This is a genomic window from Streptomyces sp. LN549 (genome assembly GCF_043203805.1).
Taxonomy (GTDB): domain Bacteria; phylum Actinomycetota; class Actinomycetes; order Streptomycetales; family Streptomycetaceae; genus Streptomyces.
The window spans coordinates 5,562,042-5,581,343 of record NZ_JAZHRI010000002.1 but is presented as its reverse complement, the minus strand read 5'-3'; the positions used below and the strand labels follow the sequence as shown (position 1 = coordinate 5,581,343).

At 70.8% G+C, this 19,302-nt stretch carries 16 protein-coding genes; 5 read left to right on the top strand and 11 right to left on the bottom strand.

The window, feature by feature from the left end:
- Nucleotides 1–4: 4 nt before the first annotated feature.
- Together cpaB and SH922_RS25455 are read right to left on the bottom strand one after the other, a co-directional pair.
- On the bottom strand, nucleotides 5–715 hold the full coding sequence (gene cpaB, locus SH922_RS25460; protein ID WP_393060162.1) for a Flp pilus assembly protein CpaB: 711 nt from the start codon (nucleotides 713–715) through the stop codon (nucleotides 5–7).
- 169 nt (nucleotides 716–884) lie between these two features.
- On the bottom strand, nucleotides 885–1,745 hold the full coding sequence (locus tag SH922_RS25455; protein WP_393060161.1) for a hypothetical protein: 861 nt from the start codon (nucleotides 1,743–1,745) through the stop codon (nucleotides 885–887).
- Nucleotides 1,746–2,506: 761 nt separating this feature from the next.
- Between SH922_RS25455 and SH922_RS25450 the strand changes: the two genes are divergently transcribed.
- Together SH922_RS25450 and SH922_RS25445 are read left to right on the top strand one after the other, a co-directional pair.
- Nucleotides 2,507–4,174, top strand: a complete 1,668-nt coding sequence (locus tag SH922_RS25450; RefSeq protein ID WP_393063689.1) for a chitinase — start codon at nucleotides 2,507–2,509, stop codon at nucleotides 4,172–4,174.
- 212 nt (nucleotides 4,175–4,386) lie between these two features.
- Nucleotides 4,387–6,657: a protein kinase gene (locus tag SH922_RS25445; protein WP_393060160.1), complete on the top strand. Its 2,271-nt coding sequence runs from the start codon at nucleotides 4,387–4,389 to the stop codon at nucleotides 6,655–6,657.
- A gap of 58 nt (nucleotides 6,658–6,715) precedes the next feature.
- Here SH922_RS25445 and SH922_RS25440 read toward each other — a convergent pair whose 3' ends face one another.
- From SH922_RS25440 to SH922_RS25420, 5 genes are all read right to left on the bottom strand, one after another.
- Entirely contained in the window at nucleotides 6,716–7,357 is a 642-nt protein-coding gene (locus SH922_RS25440; RefSeq protein ID WP_393060159.1) for a maleylpyruvate isomerase N-terminal domain-containing protein, read from the bottom strand.
- A gap of 103 nt (nucleotides 7,358–7,460) precedes the next feature.
- On the bottom strand, nucleotides 7,461–8,942 hold the full coding sequence (locus SH922_RS25435; RefSeq protein ID WP_393060158.1) for a GntP family permease: 1,482 nt from the start codon (nucleotides 8,940–8,942) through the stop codon (nucleotides 7,461–7,463).
- Between the two features lie 124 nt (nucleotides 8,943–9,066).
- Entirely contained in the window at nucleotides 9,067–9,486 is a 420-nt protein-coding gene (locus SH922_RS25430; RefSeq protein WP_393060157.1) for a RidA family protein, read from the bottom strand.
- 6 nt (nucleotides 9,487–9,492) lie between these two features.
- Nucleotides 9,493–10,251: an IclR family transcriptional regulator gene (locus tag SH922_RS25425; RefSeq protein ID WP_393060156.1), complete on the bottom strand. Its 759-nt coding sequence runs from the start codon at nucleotides 10,249–10,251 to the stop codon at nucleotides 9,493–9,495.
- The gene (locus SH922_RS25420) at nucleotides 10,248–11,300 is read right to left on the bottom strand and encodes a sugar kinase (RefSeq protein ID WP_393060155.1); all 1,053 of its coding nucleotides are present in this window, start codon (nucleotides 11,298–11,300) and stop codon (nucleotides 10,248–10,250) included. Before SH922_RS25420 ends, SH922_RS25425 begins: the two co-directional genes overlap by 4 nt.
- 187 nt (nucleotides 11,301–11,487) lie before the next feature.
- Between SH922_RS25420 and SH922_RS25415 the strand changes: the two genes are divergently transcribed.
- From SH922_RS25415 to SH922_RS25405, 3 genes are all read left to right on the top strand, one after another.
- Nucleotides 11,488–12,813, top strand: coding sequence for an alanine racemase (locus SH922_RS25415; protein ID WP_393060154.1), 1,326 nt, complete (start codon nucleotides 11,488–11,490; stop codon nucleotides 12,811–12,813).
- A gap of 109 nt (nucleotides 12,814–12,922) precedes the next feature.
- Nucleotides 12,923–14,557, top strand: coding sequence for an amidohydrolase family protein (locus tag SH922_RS25410; protein ID WP_393060153.1), 1,635 nt, complete (start codon nucleotides 12,923–12,925; stop codon nucleotides 14,555–14,557).
- Between the two features lie 34 nt (nucleotides 14,558–14,591).
- The gene (locus SH922_RS25405; RefSeq protein ID WP_393060152.1) at nucleotides 14,592–15,440 is read left to right on the top strand and encodes a DUF1206 domain-containing protein; all 849 of its coding nucleotides are present in this window, start codon (nucleotides 14,592–14,594) and stop codon (nucleotides 15,438–15,440) included.
- Between the two features lie 82 nt (nucleotides 15,441–15,522).
- Here SH922_RS25405 and SH922_RS25400 read toward each other — a convergent pair whose 3' ends face one another.
- The 4 genes from SH922_RS25400 to SH922_RS25385 form a co-directional block, all read right to left on the bottom strand.
- A complete protein-coding gene (locus tag SH922_RS25400) occupies nucleotides 15,523–16,443 on the bottom strand; it encodes a serine protease (RefSeq protein ID WP_393060151.1) in 921 nt (306 codons plus the stop codon).
- Between the two features lie 114 nt (nucleotides 16,444–16,557).
- Entirely contained in the window at nucleotides 16,558–17,217 is a 660-nt protein-coding gene (locus tag SH922_RS25395) for a response regulator (protein ID WP_393060150.1), read from the bottom strand.
- Complete coding sequence (locus SH922_RS25390) at nucleotides 17,214–18,368, bottom strand: sensor histidine kinase (RefSeq protein WP_393060149.1); 1,155 nt, start codon at nucleotides 18,366–18,368, stop codon at nucleotides 17,214–17,216. Before SH922_RS25390 ends, SH922_RS25395 begins: the two co-directional genes overlap by 4 nt.
- Nucleotides 18,365–19,201 carry a CPBP family intramembrane glutamic endopeptidase gene (locus SH922_RS25385; RefSeq protein ID WP_393060148.1) on the bottom strand — a complete coding sequence of 279 codons (837 nt, stop codon included), beginning with the start codon at nucleotides 19,199–19,201 and terminating at the stop codon, nucleotides 18,365–18,367. The genes SH922_RS25390 and SH922_RS25385 overlap by 4 nt, the downstream gene beginning before the upstream one ends.
- Nucleotides 19,202–19,302 lie beyond the last annotated feature (101 nt).

The window sequence follows — 19,302 nt, the reverse complement described above, 5'->3', positions numbered from 1 at the left end:
GTCCTCACTTGTTCTTGTCTTCGTCGAGGTTGTAGCTGCCCTCGCCGGGACGGAGCGTGGTCGGGCTGTCGTCGGGGAGCAGGGCCAGCCGTACGTGCTCCGCGAAGGACTCTGCGTAGGCGACGCGCTGCGAGTCGGTGGTGTCCAGGGCGAAGGTGATCGGCACGGCCTCGGTGGGGCCGCCGCGGTCGTCGCCCTTGGGCTCGAGCGAGGTCAGCTGGCCGACGTCGATCACCTTGGCGTTGGGGACGATCACGCGTGAGGTGGGCTTGTCCTTGTCGGTCTGGCCCGCGAAGGTCGCGTAGATGTTGACCAGGTTGCCCGGCCGGATCTTTCCGGCGACACCGGTCGCGGCGTCGATCATGATGGCGATCTCCTGCTGACCGTTCTCCAGCTTGGGGCGCTTGACGAGCATGTCGTCCTGGAGCAGCGAGCCCTTGCGGAGGTTGGTGACGGCGATCTTGCCGTTCAGCACCGAGAGGTCGGTGACCGCGTTCTTCGACAGCCAGCGCTTCGGCATCGAGACCTTCTCGAACTGCCCCGGATCCAGCGGACGGTAGGGGGCTATATCCGATTTCACCTGGTAGGCAGTCACCTCCGGACCCACCTTCGAGTTCACATCACTGATCACCGAGAGCACACCGGCGAACGCACCGAAGGCGCAGAGGACCGAGAGGAGGAGAAGGATGACGCCGCGGCGTTGCCGTGAGTTCATGAGCGGAGCAACCTCGTTGGGAGACGTGGGCCGATGAGCGGACTGGGGAGCGGAGCGGGGTCGAGCCGTCGCAGGTCTCGCTGTGGCGTTGCCCGTGGTGGACGGGAGGGCGCCGTGCGCTGTTCTCCGGGCTGTGGGTGCAGCAGGGGAGCACCGCCTTCGCGGTGGCTCACGACCCGTGGTGCATCGGTGTTCCTTGGCTCAGGACACCGGAACCGCGCGTTTGGTTCTCCGGCGGTTTCAGTGGGGCCGAGCACAGACCACAGCGGTCGCCGATGAGTTCATTTCCGCACCAGGTACAGACCTCCCTGCGAACCGAGGAAACCAGCTGATAGATCAGTGAAATATCGGGCAGAAAGGCGGCGAATTCGATCATCTTCGAAGTTCCCCACCAGGAAGGCGAATCCGCGGGCAGCGCGGCTTCGTGCACCTCCTGTACCTGCCAGGCCGGAGCGATGGTGGCCGTCACCCAATCGGATTGCAACTGCCCCTTCGCGACCAGCAGGTGGGTGGCGAATTCGGGTCCGGCGAGGTCCCCCGAGCCGATCTTGACCAGCTGGGGGTTCGGGTTGGCCAGCACGCCGAACTGCGACCCGGGGACCCAGGACTTCGCGTGGGTCTTCAGGCTGACCGGCACCCGGTCGAGCTTGGTGACTGAGTTCAGGAGCGCCCCGGCATGGATGTAGTGGGAGAGCAGCCGCGCCGCGGAAGCGACGACCCCGGCACTGAAGTCACAGATGGACAACTGCCGCAACTGGCGTACCAGTACGGCGACTCCCAGGGGGGGCAGATCCACCTTGAGCAGCGCAATACGGTCACTTTCCATCACCGCGCGAATCGCGTGCAGCCGCCGCTCATGGGTGGGCTTGATGCTGGCGGGATAGACCGCGATGACGTAGCCGTGCTGCTCCAGGAGCACATGCATGTCACCCACCGCCTGTTCGAGCGACTGCTCCTCGGGTGCCTGCAGAACCACCGCCGTGGGCGTCTGCTGATCGGCCGGGGGCAGCACCAGATCAGCGCTGGTCACTGCTATTGCTGTGGGCACGCTGTTCCCCGTTCGGCTCCGGCCGCCGCGTACCGCCGGCCGCAATCGCTCCCGTCAGGTGCCCCTCACTCAGGCGCTCCTGCGTCAGCACTTTATCCACGTAATGCGAGGTAGAGAACACCTTCCAGGACCCAGTGAGGACGGGCCCACGGGCCCCCGCAGGGCGTTCGCGTGACAAATCAGCCCAAGTGACTAGTTGTTAAAGTCCGTACCATTTAATCGAATACCCATTCCCTGCCCCAGTTATTCATGATCCTCGTCAGTCTTTATGCACGTCAGAGGCGTGGGAGCGCATTCACGCTGCAGTCCCCGGTGTTCCCGGTGGGCCCAATGTGAACTCTGGGCCCGGATTGGGTCCCCCGGGCCCAACGCGATCGGCACGATCCGCCCGATCGGCGGCGCCGTCATCCGCACCCCCCGAGAGGGCGTTCCCGACTCCCCCTCAACTCCCCCTCAGGAGCTAACGAGCCGGAGCACGCGACCCCGCCCGCCGCCCCTTTCGCGCGGGTCATTGCGACGGGTCGCTGCCAGAGGTCTTGACAACTCGATTGGTCTGGACCAGTTTTATCGCCCAGCGGTGGCCACCGTTCCTCGATTCCACACCCCGGCACCCCCGTGTCCGGCCCCGGCATCCCCGTGCCGCTCCCCCGCCATCCCCGACTCCCCCACGGAGGCAGCAAGTGGAACGTTCCCCCGCAACCAGCCACAGACGACGGCACAACCGCCCGCTCCTCGGTTCCGCCATGGCCGTCGTCGCCGCGGGCGCGCTGACCCTCACCGGTCTCGTCAGCAGCGCCGAGGCCGCCGACGTCAACGTCGCCAAGAACGCCGGATTCGAGTCCGGCCTCGCCAACTGGACCTGTTCCGGCGGCAGCGGCGCCACCGTCTCCTCCCCCGTGCACGGCGGGACCTCGGCGCTCAAGGCCACCCCGGCCGGCCAGGACAACGCCAAGTGCACCCAGACCGTGGCCGTGAAGCCCAACTCGACGTACGCGCTCAGCTCCTGGGTCCAGGGCGGTTACGCCTACCTGGGCGCCAGCGGCACCGGGACCACCGACGTGTCAACCTGGACCCCCGGCTCCAGCAGCTGGACCCAGCTCTCGACGAGCTTCACGACCGGGCCCAGCACCACGTCCGTCACCGTGTACACGCACGGCTGGTACGGGCAGGCCGCCTACCTCGTCGACGACGTCGCGGTCAGCGGTCCCGACGGAGGCGGTGGCACCGACCCCGCGCCGACGATCCCCGCAGCCCCCGCCGGACTCGCGGTCGGCACGGCCACGTCCTCCTCCCTCGCCCTGTCCTGGAACTCGGTGTCCGGCGCGACCGGCTACACCGTCTACAAGGACGGCGCGAAGGCCACCACCTCCACCGGGACCTCGGCGACGATCACGGGGCTGGCCGCCGACACGGCGTACCAGTTCGCGGTCACCGCCACCAACGCGGCCGGTGAGTCGGTCAAGTCCGCCACCGTCAGCGGCCGTACGGCGACGTCCGGCACCGGCAACCCGAACCCGGGCACGTCCGTGCCCAAGCACGCGGTCACCGGCTACTGGCAGAACTTCAACAACGGCGCGACCGTGCAGAAGCTCAGCGACGTGCCCGCGAACTACGACATCATCGCGGTCTCCTTCGCCGACGCCACGACCACGCCCGGCGCGGTCACCTTCAACCTGGACTCGGCGGGCCTGAACGGCTACACCGTCGACCAGTTCAAGGCCGACATCAAGGCGAAGCAGGCCGCGGGCAAGAACGTCATCATCTCGGTCGGCGGTGAGAAGGGGTCCGTCTCGGTCAACAGCGACGCCTCCGCCACCAACTTCGCCAACTCGCTCTACTCGCTCATCCAGGAGTACGGCTTCAACGGCGTCGACATCGACCTGGAGAACGGCCTCAACTCCACGTACATGACGAAGGCGCTGCGCTCGCTGTCGCAGAAGGCGGGTTCCGGCCTCGTCATCACGATGGCTCCGCAGACCATCGACATGCAGTCCACCTCGGGTGAGTACTTCAAGACGGCGCTCGGCATCAAGGACATCCTGACGGTCGTCAACATGCAGTACTACAACAGCGGTTCGATGCTCGGCTGCGACGGCAAGGTCTACTCGCAGGGCTCGGTTGACTTCCTCACCGCGCTGGCGTGCATCCAGCTGGAGGGCGGCCTCGACCCGTCGCAGGTCGGCCTCGGCGTCCCCGCCTCCACCAGTGGCGCCGGCAGCGGATACGTCGCTCCCTCGGTCGTGAACGCGGCCCTGGACTGCCTCGCGAAGGGCACCGGCTGCGGCACCTTCAAGCCGTCGAAGACCTACCCGGGTCTGCGCGGCGCGATGACCTGGTCGACCAACTGGGACGCCAAGTCGGGCAACGCCTGGTCGAACGCGGTCGGGCCGCACGTCCACGCCCTGCCGTAACACCGGCTGGACCGGGTTCTGTTGATCCCGGTCGGCAACACTGACCAGCAGCGCCGCCGCTCCCCCGGTGGCGCTGCTGCATGTGCGGGGTGCGGCGGGCGTCCCGGGCCTGTATCGGACCCGCAACAGAGTGTCCGGGAGTTGCCGCATTCCATGGCTGTTCGGGGAGCCTCGTGGCACCGTTGCCAGGAGGGTGCGACAGGGGGAGTGACATGGCCGGGGCGCGGGTTCAGGCGCTGGGTGGGGACGATCCGGCGACGCTCGGACCGTACCGGCTGATCGGACGGCTCGCGTCCGGCGGCATGGGGCGGATCTACCTGGCCCGCAGCGGCGAGCGCGGCGGGCGGGCTCTGGTCGCCGTGAAGACGCTGCTGGCCGAGGGGGACGTCAGCGACATCGACCGTCGGCGATTCGCGCGCGAGGTGTCGGTCGCGCAGCGGGTCGCCAGCGCGTACACGGCGCGTGTCCGGGACGCCGACCCCGACGCGGAGCGGCCGTGGATGGCCATCGACTACATCGCCGCTCCTCCGCTCTCCGAACTCGTCCGCAACTGCGGGGTGCTACCCGCGTCCGCTGTGCGGTGGATCGCCGCCGGGACCGCGGAGGCCCTGGTCACCCTGCACGGGGTGGGCATCGTCCACCGCGACGTGAAGCCGCAGAACGTGCTGCTGCCGCTGGACGGCCCCCGGGTCATCGACTTCGGCATCTCGCACGCCAGTGACCTCACGCTCACCGGGCTCACGCTCGGCACGATCGCCTTCACCTCGCCCGAACAGGCGCGCGGCGAGGAGTCGACCGCCGCGTCCGACGTCTACTCCCTGGGCGCGACGCTCTTCCTGCTCGCCACCGGACGGCCGCCCTACCGCGCGGACGGCGACACCCTGCGGCTGCTGGCCCGCGTCCAGCGCGGTGAACTCGACCTCGGCGGGCTGCCGAAGGAGCTCGTGGCGACGATCCGGCCGTGTCTGTCCGTCGACCCGGACCAGCGCCCCGAACCGGCGGAGCTGCTGGCCCGCTTCCGCGAGGCCCAGGCCGGCCTGCCGGCATCCCACAGCGGCACCCGGTGGCTGCCGCCGCGGTGGACGGCGCTGATCGGCGCGTACGCGACCCAGGGCCTGGAACTCGCGAACGACCGCCGCACGAGCCGGCAGCAGAACCGGTCGAACGAGGCGAACCCGGTGGCCCCTACCGTCGTCCAGCGCACTCGCGTGGTACCGCCGCCGCCCCCGACACTCGTGTACCCGCCGGAGCGGCAGGCCCGCGCGGCCCGCGACCGTGCCCGCCGCGACCGGGCGCGGCCGGACCTGGCGGCACTCGCGGAACTCGCGGAGCGGCAGCGGGCGGAGCAGGCCGAGCAGGAACGCGCCGAACGGGAGCGCGTCGAGGCCGCCCGCCGGGAGGCCGATCGACTGGCCGCCCAGCGTGCGGAGGCCGAGCGCGCCCGGCGCGAACGGGAGCGCGCGGCGCAGGAACACGAGCGGGCCGAGCGGGAGCGGGCGGCGCAGGAGCGGGCCGTAAGGGAGCGCGCGGCAAGGGAGCGCGCCGAGCAGGAGCGCACGGCAAGGGAAGCGGCCGAGCGGGAGGCGAGGAGGCGGGACGAGCGGGAGGCGGCCCGTCGGGCTGCCCGGGCGCGTACGTCCTCACCCAGCGCCGCGCCGACCGCCCCGGGCACCACGCGGCCGACACCCCCGCGTACCGGTTCCTCGGGCAACTCCTCGGGCCTGGGCTGGCTGATAGCCGTGGCCGCCGTCATCGCCCTGCTGGTCTGGCAGCCCTGGGAGACGACGGGTAACGAGGGGAGCAGTGGCAGCAGTTCGTCCGCCGGCAGCAGTTCCGGCGCCGTATCGTCCGGCAGCGACCTCGACACGCATACGGATGACTCCGGCACGGACACCGACAGCAGCACCGGCAGCAGCACCGACGACTCCGAAAGCGAGTCCGTGGACGAGCCGACACCCACACCCACACCCACACCCACACCCACACCGGATGCCACCGACCGGGCGTTCGCCGCGGTGCGCGCCGGTGACTGCCTCAACGTGTACAACGACGGGCACGACGACATGAGCGCCGACCGCCCGATCCGGGTGAGCTGCAGCGCTTCGAACGCGTACATGCACGTCAACCGCGTCAGTACCCTTTCCGGCGGCTCCGGTTCCTGCGATACCGGGGCGGGCTTCACCTGGTGGAGCAAATCCGGTGACGACGGGGTCGACAGGACGCTCTGCCTCGACCGGGTGTACCAGGTGGGCCAGTGCTTCCCCGCGGACGTCACCGGGGCCACCAGTGCTGACCTGACGGTGATCTGGGGCTGCAACGCGTCGACCGTGCCCAAGGCCGGTCAGTCGATCCTGCGGATCACCGGGTTCTACCGGGCTCCGAAGGCGGGCCAGAACTGGACCTGCCCGTCCGGGCGCGGCGAACGGTTCTGGTACTGGCCGGTGAACCAGGGCCGGAGCATCATCTGCGCGTCGGCGGCCTGAACCGCCACGGACGCGGCGCCCCGGGCCTGGCGCCGCGTCCGTGCGGTGGGAGAGATCTTCACAGCACGTGAAGCGCCAGCTCCGTGTCCCGCTCGCGACGGGCGAGCGCGTGGAGTACGGCCTGGTCGCCGTGGCGGTCACGGGCGGCCGCGACGAGCACGTCCACCGCGATCGACAGGGCGGCGCCGGATGCCGGGGGCGGGGTGCCCACGCTCAGGGCCAGGTCTTCCAGGTGCACCGTGAGTTCGACACAGCGGGTCTGCAGGTAGCCGTCGAGGAGCATCTCCTCGCCCGGCCGGTGCAGGACGGCCACCCGGCGGTCGGCGGGCTCGCTCTCGAGCCGCTTCGCCAGCCGCTCCCAGGCCGCCCTGGTCTCCTCGGCCACGGCCGCGGGGCCGGCAGCGGCTGTCTCCTCGCTCCGGGCACGTACCCCTGTGTTCAGGGCCGAGTCGTGGACGGTCGTGCCGGCGAGCCGTGCGTAGTACCGCACCGGCGACACCGGCTCGGCTTCGGCCACCGGCCCGTCGAGGAACCATTCGACCTGGAGGACGCTGCGGGCGAGGTGACCGGCGAGAGCGCCCACCGACATCCCGGCGAGGACGGACTCGTCTCCCCAGCGTCGGGCCACTTCGTCCGTGGCCAGCAGATGGACCGCCTGTTCAGCGGCTTGCGCGTACGCATTCCTCACGTGCTCACTCATGCGGGCATGATCGCAGCGCGTTCCGTCAACACGACAGCACCGTCCACCGGTTGGCCATGCGTCCAACCGGTGGACGTCGGCTCGGTTCCGGGGAGCCCGGAGATCAGCCCTTGATCGCCAGGCTGAGCAGCGCCGCCACCGCGAACCCCGCGACCGACAGGACCGTCTCCAGGACCGTCCAGGACTTCAGGGTGTCCCGCTCGGAGATGCCGAAGTACTTCGACACCATCCAGAAGCCGCCGTCGTTGACGTGTGAGGCGATGATCGAGCCGGCCGAGATCGCCATGATGATCAGCGCCAGGTGCGGCTGCGAGAAGTCCTGGTCCTCGACGAGCGGGACCACGATGCCGGCGGTGGTGACGATGGCGACCGTCGCCGAGCCCTGGGCGATGCGCAGCACCGCCGAGATGAGCCAGGCGAGCAGGATGACGGGCAGACCGACGTCGTTGAACGTGTCGGCGAGCGCGTCCGCGATGCCGCTGCTCTTGAGGACGGCGCCGAAGATGCCGCCCGCGCCGACGACGAGCAGGATGTTGCCGACCGGCTTGAGGGACGACGTCGACACGGATTCGAGGGACTTGCGGGACCAGCCGCGACGGATGCCGAGCAGGTAGTAGGCGAGCAGCAGCGCGATCGTCAGGGCGACGAACGGGTTGCCGAAGAACTCGATGACCGAGCGGAGCGTCGAGGGGTCGAGCGCGATGGAGGAGAACGTCGCGGCGAGGATCAGCACCAGCGGCGTGCCGATGATCGCGAGGACGGTGGAGAGTGCGACCGGGGCCTCGTGCGGGGCGACCCCGGCGGCCCGCTGTTCGGCGACGACGGCGGCCTTGGCCTCCTCGGCGGCCTCGACCATGTCCTGCGGGACCTCGACGAAGATGCGCTTGCCGATCCAGGCGGCGTAGCCCCAGGCGGCCAGGACGGACGGGATGCCGACGACGGCGCCCATCAGGATGACCCAGCCGAGCGAGACGTGGAAGAGGCCCGCGGCGGCGACCGGGCCGGGGTGCGGCGGCAGGAACGCGTGCGTCATGGACAGGCCCGCGAGGAGCGGCATCGCGTAGAGCAGGATCGACTTGCCGGAGCGCTTGGCTGCCGCGTACACGATCGGCGCGAGGACGAAGATGCCGACGTCGAAGAAGACCGGGATGCCGAAGATCAGACCGGTCAGGCCCATGGCGAGCGGGGCGCGCTTCTCACCGAAGAGGTTCAGCAGGCGGGTGCTCAACACCTCGGCGCCGCCGGAGACTTCGAGGATCGCGCCGAGCATCGTACCGAGGCCGATGATGATCGCGACGTGGCCGAGGATGCCGCCCATGCCGGATTCGATGACGGAGACGGCGGCGGACTTCTGCACCGTACCGAAGAGCTCGGTGACGGAGAGACCCGCGCCCAGGCCGACGGCTATGGAGACGGCGAGCAGCGCGACGAACGGCTGCAGCCTGACCTTGATGATCAGGAAGAGGAGGAGCGCGATGCCGAGGACGGCGACGGTCAGCAGACCGGCCGTCCCGCCTATGAGGAGAAGGAGTCCACCGGTGTGGGGTGGCGTCTCGACCGGTGGGGGGCCGGCGGCGAGCAGCATGGGTAACTCCGTTGTCGTCCGTGGGTTCTTGGGCAGGGTGGAGCGCGGCACGGCGCCCCGGTGGGGTGGGGCGCCGTGACCGGCGTGGTGGTGCGGTGGAGCGGGTGCGGCAAGGGGATCAGGCTCAGCCGAGGACCGCGAGGGCGTCGATCTCGATGAGCAGGCCCTTGGGCAGGCCGACGTAGACCGTCGTGCGGGCGGCGGGGGCCTCCTTGAGGTTCTGCTCGCCGAAGTAGGTGTTGTAGATCTCGTTCATCTCCGCGAAGTGGTCCACGTCCGTGAGGTAGACGCGCATCATCATCACGTCGTCCCAGCTCGCGCCGCCCTCCTCCAGGATCGCCTTGACGTTGGCGAAGGTCTGGAGGGTCTGCTCGCGCAGGGTCGGACCGGCCGGGGTCGGGGCCTGGCCCTCCACCGCGGGCAGGAAGCCGACCTGACCGGCGACCTGGAGGATGTTCCCCTTCCGCACCCCGTGCGAGAACTTCGCGGGCGGGGCGGTGTGGGTGCTCGGGGTGAGGGCGGTCTTCTCGGTCTTGTCGGTCATCGCTGATCAGACTTTCTTGGGTCGGTTGGTGCCGGAGTACTCCCGGCTGATGGTGTCGGCGGTGCGACGGACCAGGGGGAGCAGGGTGAGGAGTTCCTCGGCCGTGACGACCACGTTCGGTGCGGAGACCGACATCGCGGCGACGACGCGCCCGTCGGCGCCGCGAATGGGGGCGCCGACGCAGTTGATGGACTCCTCGTGGCCGCCGAGGTCGGTGGCCCATCCCTGTTCGCGCACGGTGGCGAGTTCCTTGAGGAAGGCGCCGGGGCCGGGGGTCGAACGGGACGTGTACATGGGGTAGTCGAGCTTCTCCGCGATGGCGCGCCGCTCGGCTTCGGAGAGGTCGGCGAGCAGCAGCTTGGCCACGGCGGCGACGGTGATCGCGACGGGTTTGCCGATGCGGGAGTACATCCGGACCGGGTAGCGGCTCTCGACCTTGTCGATGTAGAGGACCTCGTTCTCCTCGTACACGGCGAGGTGAACGGTGTGGCCGCAGTTCGCGTTGAGCTCGACGAGGTGCGCGTGGGCGATCTCCCGTACGTCGAGGTTCTCGACGGCCTCCTGGGCCAGCGCGAAGAGCCGCGCGCCGAGGCGGTAGCGCTGGTCCTGCTGGCGGTAGACGAGCCCGTGCTCGTGGAGCGTACGGAGCAGGCGCAGGGCCGTGGACTTGTGGACGCCGAGCCGCTCGGCGACCTGTCCGAGGTCGGCGGGTCCCTGTGCGAGCAGCGGCAGGATGCTCAGCGCCCGGTCGACGGTCTGACTCATGTCGTACGTACCTCCGTGTCGTCCCCCGTCCACCCGGGGCCGAGACGCAGTCTCCCCCAGGCGGCGTCGTCGAGGGCCACGAGGAGGTCGGCCCGGTCGCGGGCGGGCGGGTCGGTGAGGTCGCCGGGGACGGTGAGGACGGCGGCGGCCATCAGGTGCCCGTGCCGGGCCCGGTCGCGGACGGGCAGTCCGCGCAGGGTGGCGGAGAGGAATCCGGCGGCGAAGGCGTCGCCGGCGCCGACCGGGGCGACGACGTCGACGCGGAGGGCGGGGACGTCGGTGACGGTGTCGGTCAGGTCCGGCCCTCCGGAGAACACGGTCGCCCCCTCCGCGCCACGCTTCACGACCACCACCGCCGGTTCCGGGAGCGCCTCACGGATCGCGTCGGCGCCCTTCACCCCCCACGCCTCCTCCGCCTCGTCCTCGCCGACGAAGACGAGGTCGGCGCGTCGGGCCAGGTCCAGCAGGACGCCGGGGGACGCGTCGGCGCCGCGCCACAGCCCGGGGCGGTGGTTGACGTCGAACGAGACGAGCGGGCGGCCGGGGCGCGGGGCCGTCAGCTCGTGCAGCAGCGCCAGACAGTCGGCGGAGAGCGCCGCCGTGATGCCGGACAGATGCATGACCCGGCCGGCGAACAGTGCCTCGTACGGAACGTTCGAGGGTGACATCGCGGAGGCCGCGGACCCGGCCCGGTAGTAAGCGACCTCGTGGACATCGGTGCCGCGGTCCGTCGCCGTACGGAAGTAGATGCCCGTGGGCCTGGCGGGATCGCGCCGCACGGCGGAGGTGTCGACGCCGTACGCGGAGATCGCGTCGACGAGGTGGTCGCCGAAGCCGTCCGCCCCGACCCGGCTCACCCAGGCCGCGCGGTGCCCGGCCGCGGCGAGGGCGCAGGCCACGTTGGACTCGGCGCCGCCGATGCCGCGGCCGAAGGACGGTACGTCGGCGAGGCGACCCGGCTGCGAGGGCAGGAACGTCACCATGGACTCCCCCAGGCACACGACATCGGCGGTCGCGTCGGCGTCGGTCCTGGCCGGGGTTCCGGACACTCGGGCTCCTCGGGATCGGGCGGGCGGGCGGCACCGGGTCTCACCATTGACCGGGCGTCGGCTCGGATGTTAGACAGCCCTGAGCGATATACGCAATGGGTGTTGCATATGTTGCAACGTCGACGCAGTGACCTGCCGAAGACCTACCGAATGACTTCGCATGACTTCGACCGAGGAGGCACCCCGCATGGCCGCCGAACCCCCCGTTGCCGGACTCGCCGGACTCTCCGAGCTCTCCGGACTCTCCGGACTCGCCGACGAGCGGGTCGATCACCGGTTCAAGGCGCTCCCGCCCGACGCGGCCGGCCTGACCGTCGGCGACCTGGCCGCCGAGCGGCGCAACCTCTTCACCGGCGGGTTCACCACCCCGGTGCTCGCCCTGTCGGCCGCGTCCGTCGAGCACAACCTCGCCCTGCTGGAGACGTACGCACAGCGCCACGGCCTCGCCTTCGCACCGCACGGCAAGACCTCGATGTCCCCGCAGCTGTTCGCCCGCCAGCTGGAGCACGGCGCGTGGGGCATCACCGCGGCGGTGCCCCACCAGGCGCGGGTCTACCGGGCGTTCGGGATCCAGCGGATCTTCCTCGCCAACGAACTCGTCGATGCGGTGGCGCTGACCTGGCTCGCGGGCGAACTGAACGCCGACCCGGACTTCCGCTTCGTCTGCTACGTCGACTCGGTGCGCGGCGTCGAGCTGATGGACGAGGCTCTGAGCGCGGCGGGCGCCTCCCGCCCGGTGGATGTCGTCGTGGAGCTCGGCGCGGGCGAGGGCGCTCGCACGGGCGCCCGCACCGAGGCCGACTGTGCCGCGGTCGCCGACGCGGTGGCCGCCGCCGGGACGCTGCGCCTGGTGGGCGTGGCCGGTTACGAGGGCGAGGTGCCGGACGCGACGGGCGAGCGGGTACGGGAGTGGCTGCGCCGGCTCGTCGCACTGGCCGCGGACTTCGACGCGGCCGGGCGGTTCCCCGCGTCGGCCGCCGGTGAGCCGATCGTGATCAGTGCGGGCGGCAGCGCGTGGTTCGACGCGGTCGCGGACGTGTTCGCGGAGATCCCCGAACTCTCCTTGCCCGTACTCAAGTTGCTCCGCTCGGGGGCGTACGTCTCGCACGACGACGGGCACTACCTCCACCTCACCCCCTTCAACCGGGTCCCGGACGAGGGTGCGCTGCAGCCCGCCTTCCGGCTCTGGGCGCAGGTCGTGTCGCGCCCGTCGGCCGAGCAGGCGTTCCTGAACGCGGGCAAGCGGGACGCCGCCTACGACCTCGACCTGCCTCAGGCGCAGGTCGTGCGGTCCGGTCGCGACGGTGCGGTGCGGGCGGCGACGGGGATCGAGATCACCGGCCTGTCGGACCAGCACGCGTGGGTGCGGACGGCCGACGGGGCCGAGCTGGAGGTCGGGGACTGGGTGGGAATGGGCCTGTCGCACCCCTGCACGAGCTTCGACAAGTGGCAGCTGATCCCGCTGGTGGAGGCGGACGGCACCGTCACGGACTACATCCGCACGTTCTTCTGATCCCGGCAGACGGGACGGGGGCCGGGGCCTGATCCCCCCGGCCCTTCCGAACCCGACCGATGAGCCGGGGCCGGGGCCCGAGCCCCCGGCCGCCCCTGAAAGGCCCCCCATGGACCTGGTCATCCGCGACGCCCGCGTCATCGACGGCACCGCCACCCCTTCCTACCGCGCCGACGTGGCCCTCTCCGGCGGCCGCATCGCGGAGATCCACCGCGAGGACTCCCCCGGCCCCCGCCCCACCGCCGCCCGGACCCTGGACGCCGACGGCCTCGCCCTCTCCCCCGGCTTCGTCGACATGCACGCCCACAGCGACCTCGCCCTGCTGCGCGATCCCGACCACAGCGCGAAGGCGGCGCAGGGCGTCACCCTCGAAGTGCTGGGCCAGGACGGCCTGTCGTACGCCCCCGTCGACGACCGCACGCTCGCCGAGGTCCGCCGCTCCATCACCGGGTGGAACGGCGACGGGAGCGACATCGACTTCGACTGGCGCACCGTCGGCGAGTACCTCGACCGGCTCGACCGCAACTTCGGCGGCCGGGGCATCGCGGTGAACGCCGCCTATCTGATCCCGCAGGGCACCGTCCGTATGTACGCGGTCGGCTGGGACGACCGGCCGGCCACCGACGCCGAACTGACCCGGATGAAGCAACTCGTCGCGCAGTCCATGGCCGAGGGTGCCGTCGGCATGTCCTCCGGACTCACCTACACCCCGGGCATGTACGCGGACGACGCCGAACTCACCGCCCTGTGCCGGGTGGTGGCCGAGCACGACGGCTACTACTGCCCGCACCACCGCTCCTACGGCGCCGGTGCGCTGGAGGCGTACGAGGAGATGGTGCGGCTCACCCGCACCGCCGGCTGCGCCCTCCATCTCGCCCACGCCACCATGAACTTCGGCGTGAACGAGGGCCGCGCCCCGGAGCTGCTCGGCCTCCTGGACCGCGCACTCGACGCGGGCGCCGACATCTCCCTCGACACCTACCCGTACACCCCGGGCTGCACCACCCTGGTCGCCATGCTGCCCAGCTGGGCGAGCGAGGGCGGCCCCGAGTCGGTCCTGACGCGCCTGGCCGACGAAGCGACGGCGGCGAGGATCCGCCACGATCTGGAGGTCGTCGGATCGGACGGCTGCCACGGTGTGCCGATCGAGTGGGACACCATCGAGATCTCCGGCGTCAGCGTGCCGGACCTCGCCGCGTACGTCGGCCGTACGGTCGCCGAGTCGGCGCACCTGCGCGGCGAGGAGCCCTGGGTGACCGCCCGGCAGCTGCTGCTGGACGACCGCCTCGGGACGACGATCCTCCAGCACGTGGGTCACGAGGAGAACGTCCGGCAGATCATGCGCCACCGCGTCCACACCGGCGGCAGCGACGGGATCCTCCAGGGCGACAAGCCGCACCCCCGGGCGTACGGCACGTTCCCGCACTACCTCGGACGGTACGCGAGGGAGTTGGGCATCCTCTCCCTGGAGGAGTGCGTCGCCCACCTCACCTCCCGGCCGGCGGCCCGCCTGCGGCTGCCCGATCGCGGTTACGTGCGCGAGGGCTACCGCGCCGACCTGGTGCTCTTCGATCCGTCGACGGTGGCGGCGGGCTCGACGTTCGCCGAGCCCCGCACCCTGCCGGTCGGTATCCCGCACGTGCTGATCGACGGCCGTTTCGTCATCGAGGACGGCAGGCGGACACAGGTGCTGGCAGGGCGGTCGGTGCGGTCCGGCACGGGGGCGGCCGCCGGGGCGCGATAGTTTCCCGCCTCCCGGCCGGGGCAACCGGCTGAACATGAATATCTCTGCGACAGCCCGAAGAAGTCACGGAAAGGCAAGACGGGCGGGTAACAGTTCAGCCGTCGAGGCGGGTGGCCGGGCGGGACTCGTGGCCCGCGGAGTGATCTATGCCCTGGTCGGCGTCCTCGCGCTGCGTATCGCGTTCGGCGGGGGCGGGGGCAGCGAGAAGCAGGCGGACCGGGGTGGGGCGCTCGCGGAGATCGCGCAGAAACCCTTCGGTTCCGTCCTGCTGTGGGTCCTGGGGGTCGCCCTGGTGGGCATGACCCTGTGGCGGCTGTCCGAGGCGGCGTTCGGGGCTGCGGGCCCTGACGGGCGCAAGGCGACCAAGCGCCTGGCTTCGGCGGGGCGAGCCGTCTTCTACGCCTTCGTGTCGTACTCGGTCCTGATGTTCGCGGCGGGCGACCGGGGCAGCGGCAGCGGTTCCGGCGACACACAGTCGAAGGACGTCACGGCACAGGCGCTCGGCATGCCGGGCGGGCGCTGGCTGGTGGGGGCGGCCGGCGCGGTCATCGCCGGCGCGGGCCTGTGGATCGCGGGCCGTGCCGCGCTGCGGAAGTTCCACAAGCATCTGCGCCTCGGCGAGATGTCGCCCGCCGTGCGACGCACGGTGGACGTCACGGGAGTCTTCGGCGGCATCTCGCGCGGAATCGTCTTCGCGGTGGCGGGCGGATTCGCCGTGGCCGCCGCGGTGAAGGCCCGCTCGGGCGAGGCCAAGGGGATGGACGACACCCTGCGCTCGTTCAGCACGACGCCGGCCGGTCCCTGGCTGCTGGCGCTGATCGCCGTCGGACTGGCGGCCTTCGGCCTCTTCTCCTTCGCGAACGCCCGGTGGCGCAGGATCTGACCGGGGCGCCAACCGTCTGACCGGGGCGCCGGCCGGGAGTGGGGCGGGACCACGCACGCGTGGTCCCGCCCCACTCCGCCCGTCACGGCTTGGGCAGTGCGCAGCCCTCACGGTCGAGGTCGAAGACGTTGCCGGCTCCGATGCACGGGACGATGCCGTAGGTCTCCTGGGCGTAGTTGATGCCCTCGCGGACCGTCACCTGCCCGTTCTCGTCGACCTCGCACGGGTTGTTGTCCGTGCACTCCTGTCCGTCCTCGTTACCGGTGTTGTTAACGGCGACGACCTTGCCGGTGGCGTTGTCGATCACCGGCGAGCCGGACGTACCGCCGATGGTCTGGCAGGCGGAGGTGTAGCGGACCGAGTCCTTCCAGGTCCACTCCCCCTCCTTGAGGCGGTAGACGAACCCGTCGACGTTGCAGCTGTACGTGCGCTTCCAGTACCCGGACACGACGGTGATCGCGGTGCCCTGCACCGGATGCGCGGTGTTGAGCTCCAGCGCCTTGATGCCGTAGGTGCTCTCGATCTGGGCGTACGTGGAGGTGAGCTGGTACACCGATATATCGGTGTCCGTCATCGTCCCGTACGCAATCTTGCTCGCCCGGACGGTGCCGACACCGCTGCCTGCGGCGTTCAGCAGGGTGAAGCTGCGGGTGGACGGCTGGTTGAACACGACCTCGCCCGGGCCGGGGAATCCGGACTCCATGCAGTGCCCGTTGGAGAGCACGAGCGCGGGGTCGCCCGGCTGGGAGTCGGGCGTGCGGACGACCGAGCCCGAACAGTTGCTGAGCGCCACGGTCCCGGCGAAGCCGATGGCCTTGGGCCTGACCTTCGTCTGGGTGGCCGCGTGGCCGGATGACGCCGCGTCGGCCGCAACGCGGGCCGCTGATGCCGCCTTGAACGTGCCGGGCGCTGTCGCGTCGTGGCTTGTGGCCGCTGCCGCGGGCGCGGTGCCGGCTCCGAGGAGCAGCACCGCGAAGAGCGCACCGACGAGAGGCTTTTTCATGTGGGGGTCCCCTCAAGTGACCTGCGCAGAGCGTGGGAAGCCTCTGCGACCGAAGTTCTTCCGGTTTGACATGCGCATGGTGGCGCACTGAGGGGAACCCCACAAGGGGCGATTTCAGGTCACCAGGCCCTGGCGGTAGGCGTAGACGACTACCTGGACGCGGTCACGGAGCCCGAGTTTGGCGAGGATGCGTGACACGAAGGTCTTGACCGTCTCCTGGCTGATCAGGAGGGTCACGGCGATCTCGCTGTTGGAGAAGCCGTCCGCGATGAGGCGCAGGACCTCCAGTTCGCGGGGGGTCAGCGGGAGGTCCTCGGGGGTGGCCCCGGTGGGCCGGATCCGGGCGGCGTACCTGCCCACCAGGCGGCGCGTCACCTCGGGGTCCAGCAGTGCCTGACCCATCTTCACTGTCCTGATCCCGTGCAGCAGTTGGGACGGAGGCGCGTCCTTGAGCAGGAACCCGCTCGCCCCGGCGCGCAGCGCCTCGTAGACGTACTCGTCCAGGTTGAACGTGGTCACCACGAGCACCTTGACGGGGTGCTCCACTCCGGCGCCGGCCAGCAGGCGGGTGGCCTCGATGCCGTCGAGCACCGGCATCCGGATGTCCATCACCACGACGTCCGGATGCAGTCGGCCGGCCATGTCGACGGCGGTGCGCCCGTCCCCGCACTCGCCCGCCACTTCGAGGTCGGGCTGGGCGTCGATGATCGTGGCCAGCCCGGTGCGGACCAGAATCTGGTCGTCGCAGACCAGGACCCGGATCGGCGCGCTCATGCGGAGCTCCCCGCGGGTATGCGGGCCCGTACGACGAAGCCGCCGCCCGTGTGCGGGCCGGCGCTGAACTCGCCGCCCAGGACGTCGACCCGCTCGCGCAGACCGGCGAGACCCCGCCCGCTGCCGCCCGGCACCCGGGCCCGCGAGCCCGAACCGTCGGTGCTGACCTCCACGGAGATCTCCCTTTCGCTGTGCCGCACATGGACCGAAGTGCGGCTTCCCTGAGCGTATTTGAGGGCGTTCGTCAGCGATTCCTGCACCACCCGGTAGGCCACGAGATCGGCGCTGCCGGTCGACTCCGCCGGAGTGCCCTCCTCGGTGAACTCCACGGTCTGCCCGGCCCGGCGGGTCTGCTCCACCAGCGGGAGCAGCCTGCCTACGGTCGGCTCTCTGGCCCCGGCGCTGTGATCGGGGTTGAGGAGGTCGAGCAGATGCCGCAGGTCGGTGATGGCCCGCCGGCCGGTGTCGGTGACGGTGGTCAGCGTCTGGTCGAGGCGTTCGGGCGCTGCGGTCAGATAGCGTGCCGCCTCGGCCTGCACGACCATCGCCGTGACGTGATGGGTCACGACATCGTGGAGCTCCCGGGCGATGCGGGTGCGCTCCGCGGTGCGCGTGTCCTCGGCGACGCGGCTGCGGCGCTCGGCCTCCGCAGCCCGGGTGGATCGCAGCCAGGCCCCGGCGCCCCAGGCGAAGGCCAGCATCAGGTAGAACGTCACGAACTCGATGGGCGGTTCACCCGGCCCGAACCTGAGGAGCACGAGCGACAGCGGCACGTACGCCGCGGAGAGCACAAGCACCACGGCCCGCCGGTGCCGTTCCAGATGGGAGCCCGCGCTCAGCAGGGCGATGGGCAGCGCGGCGCCCGCGACCAGGTGGTAGCCGCGGAGTTGGTCCACGGCGAAGCCGAGTGACACCAGGGCGACACAGACCACCGGCCACCGCCGGCGCGCGGCGAGCGGGAGGCATTCGAGGGCCACGACCACGACGGCCGGTGCGTCGAAGGAGTGGGCGGGCATCCCGCCGAACTGCGTACCCCGGCTGTGGAGCACCGGCACGAGCGACGCCGCGAGGAGGAGCAGCCCGAGCGGAAGATCGCGCAGGGCGATGTCGAGCCGGCGCCACTGCTCGGGAAGGCGCGGAAGACTGGTCACCGGGAAACTGTAGTCGTGGCCACGCTCCGGACGGCCCGTCGGCTACGGGGGACCACATGGCCGCGCCGGTGGGCCAGCCACATGAACACGCCGGTCAGCACCACGCCGAACACCACCGAGTACACGCTGCCTTCGGGGCCGAAGGCGCCGCCGGTGATCAGCTGCGGGCCCGAGGTCACGGAGTCCAGCAGTCCCTGCTGGGTGTCGTTGCCCGAGACCTCCGTGCTGAAGATGCCGGACGCTGCGTAGTTCCACCCGAAGTGCACGCCGATGGGCAGCCACAGCTTGCGGGTGGCCGCGTACGCGGCGGCGAGCATGCCGCCGGCCTCGATCGCGATGGCGACGGCGCCCCACAGGTTGGCGTCCGGGTTGAACAGGTGCGCCAGACCGAACAGCGCGCCCGTCAGCGTCAACGCGATCCAGGTGCCTGCGCGCTCCTCGACGAGCCGGAACAGCACGCCGCGGAACAGCAGTTCCTCCGTCACTGCGGCGGCGGCCATGAAGCCGGTCAGCCCCACCGCCCCCGTGACGGTTCCCAGTCCGTCGACCTCGTAGTGGCCGAGGAGGGCGATGTTCGCGATGACCGCCCCGAACAGCGCGACGCCGATCAGCACCCCACGGCCGATACCCGACCCCGCGCCGTCCCGGGACAGTTCGGTGACCGGGCGGCGTTCGGTCCGCCCCACCACCCACCGGTAGACCGGCACGGCGAGCACCGCCGTCAGAAGGCCGAGAATCAGTGTGAGCCACGGATTCCCCTCCACCGCGGCAACGCACTGACCGCCGATCATCGCGACCGCGGCTACGGCGGCAAGTTGCCAGACCACTCTCATGAGAACTCCTCAACGAGACCCGCGGACGGTGCGCCGCGGCTTCGCTTCGACGCTACGGATCCGGCGGGCAGGAGTCGTCACCGCACAGTGGACACCTGCCT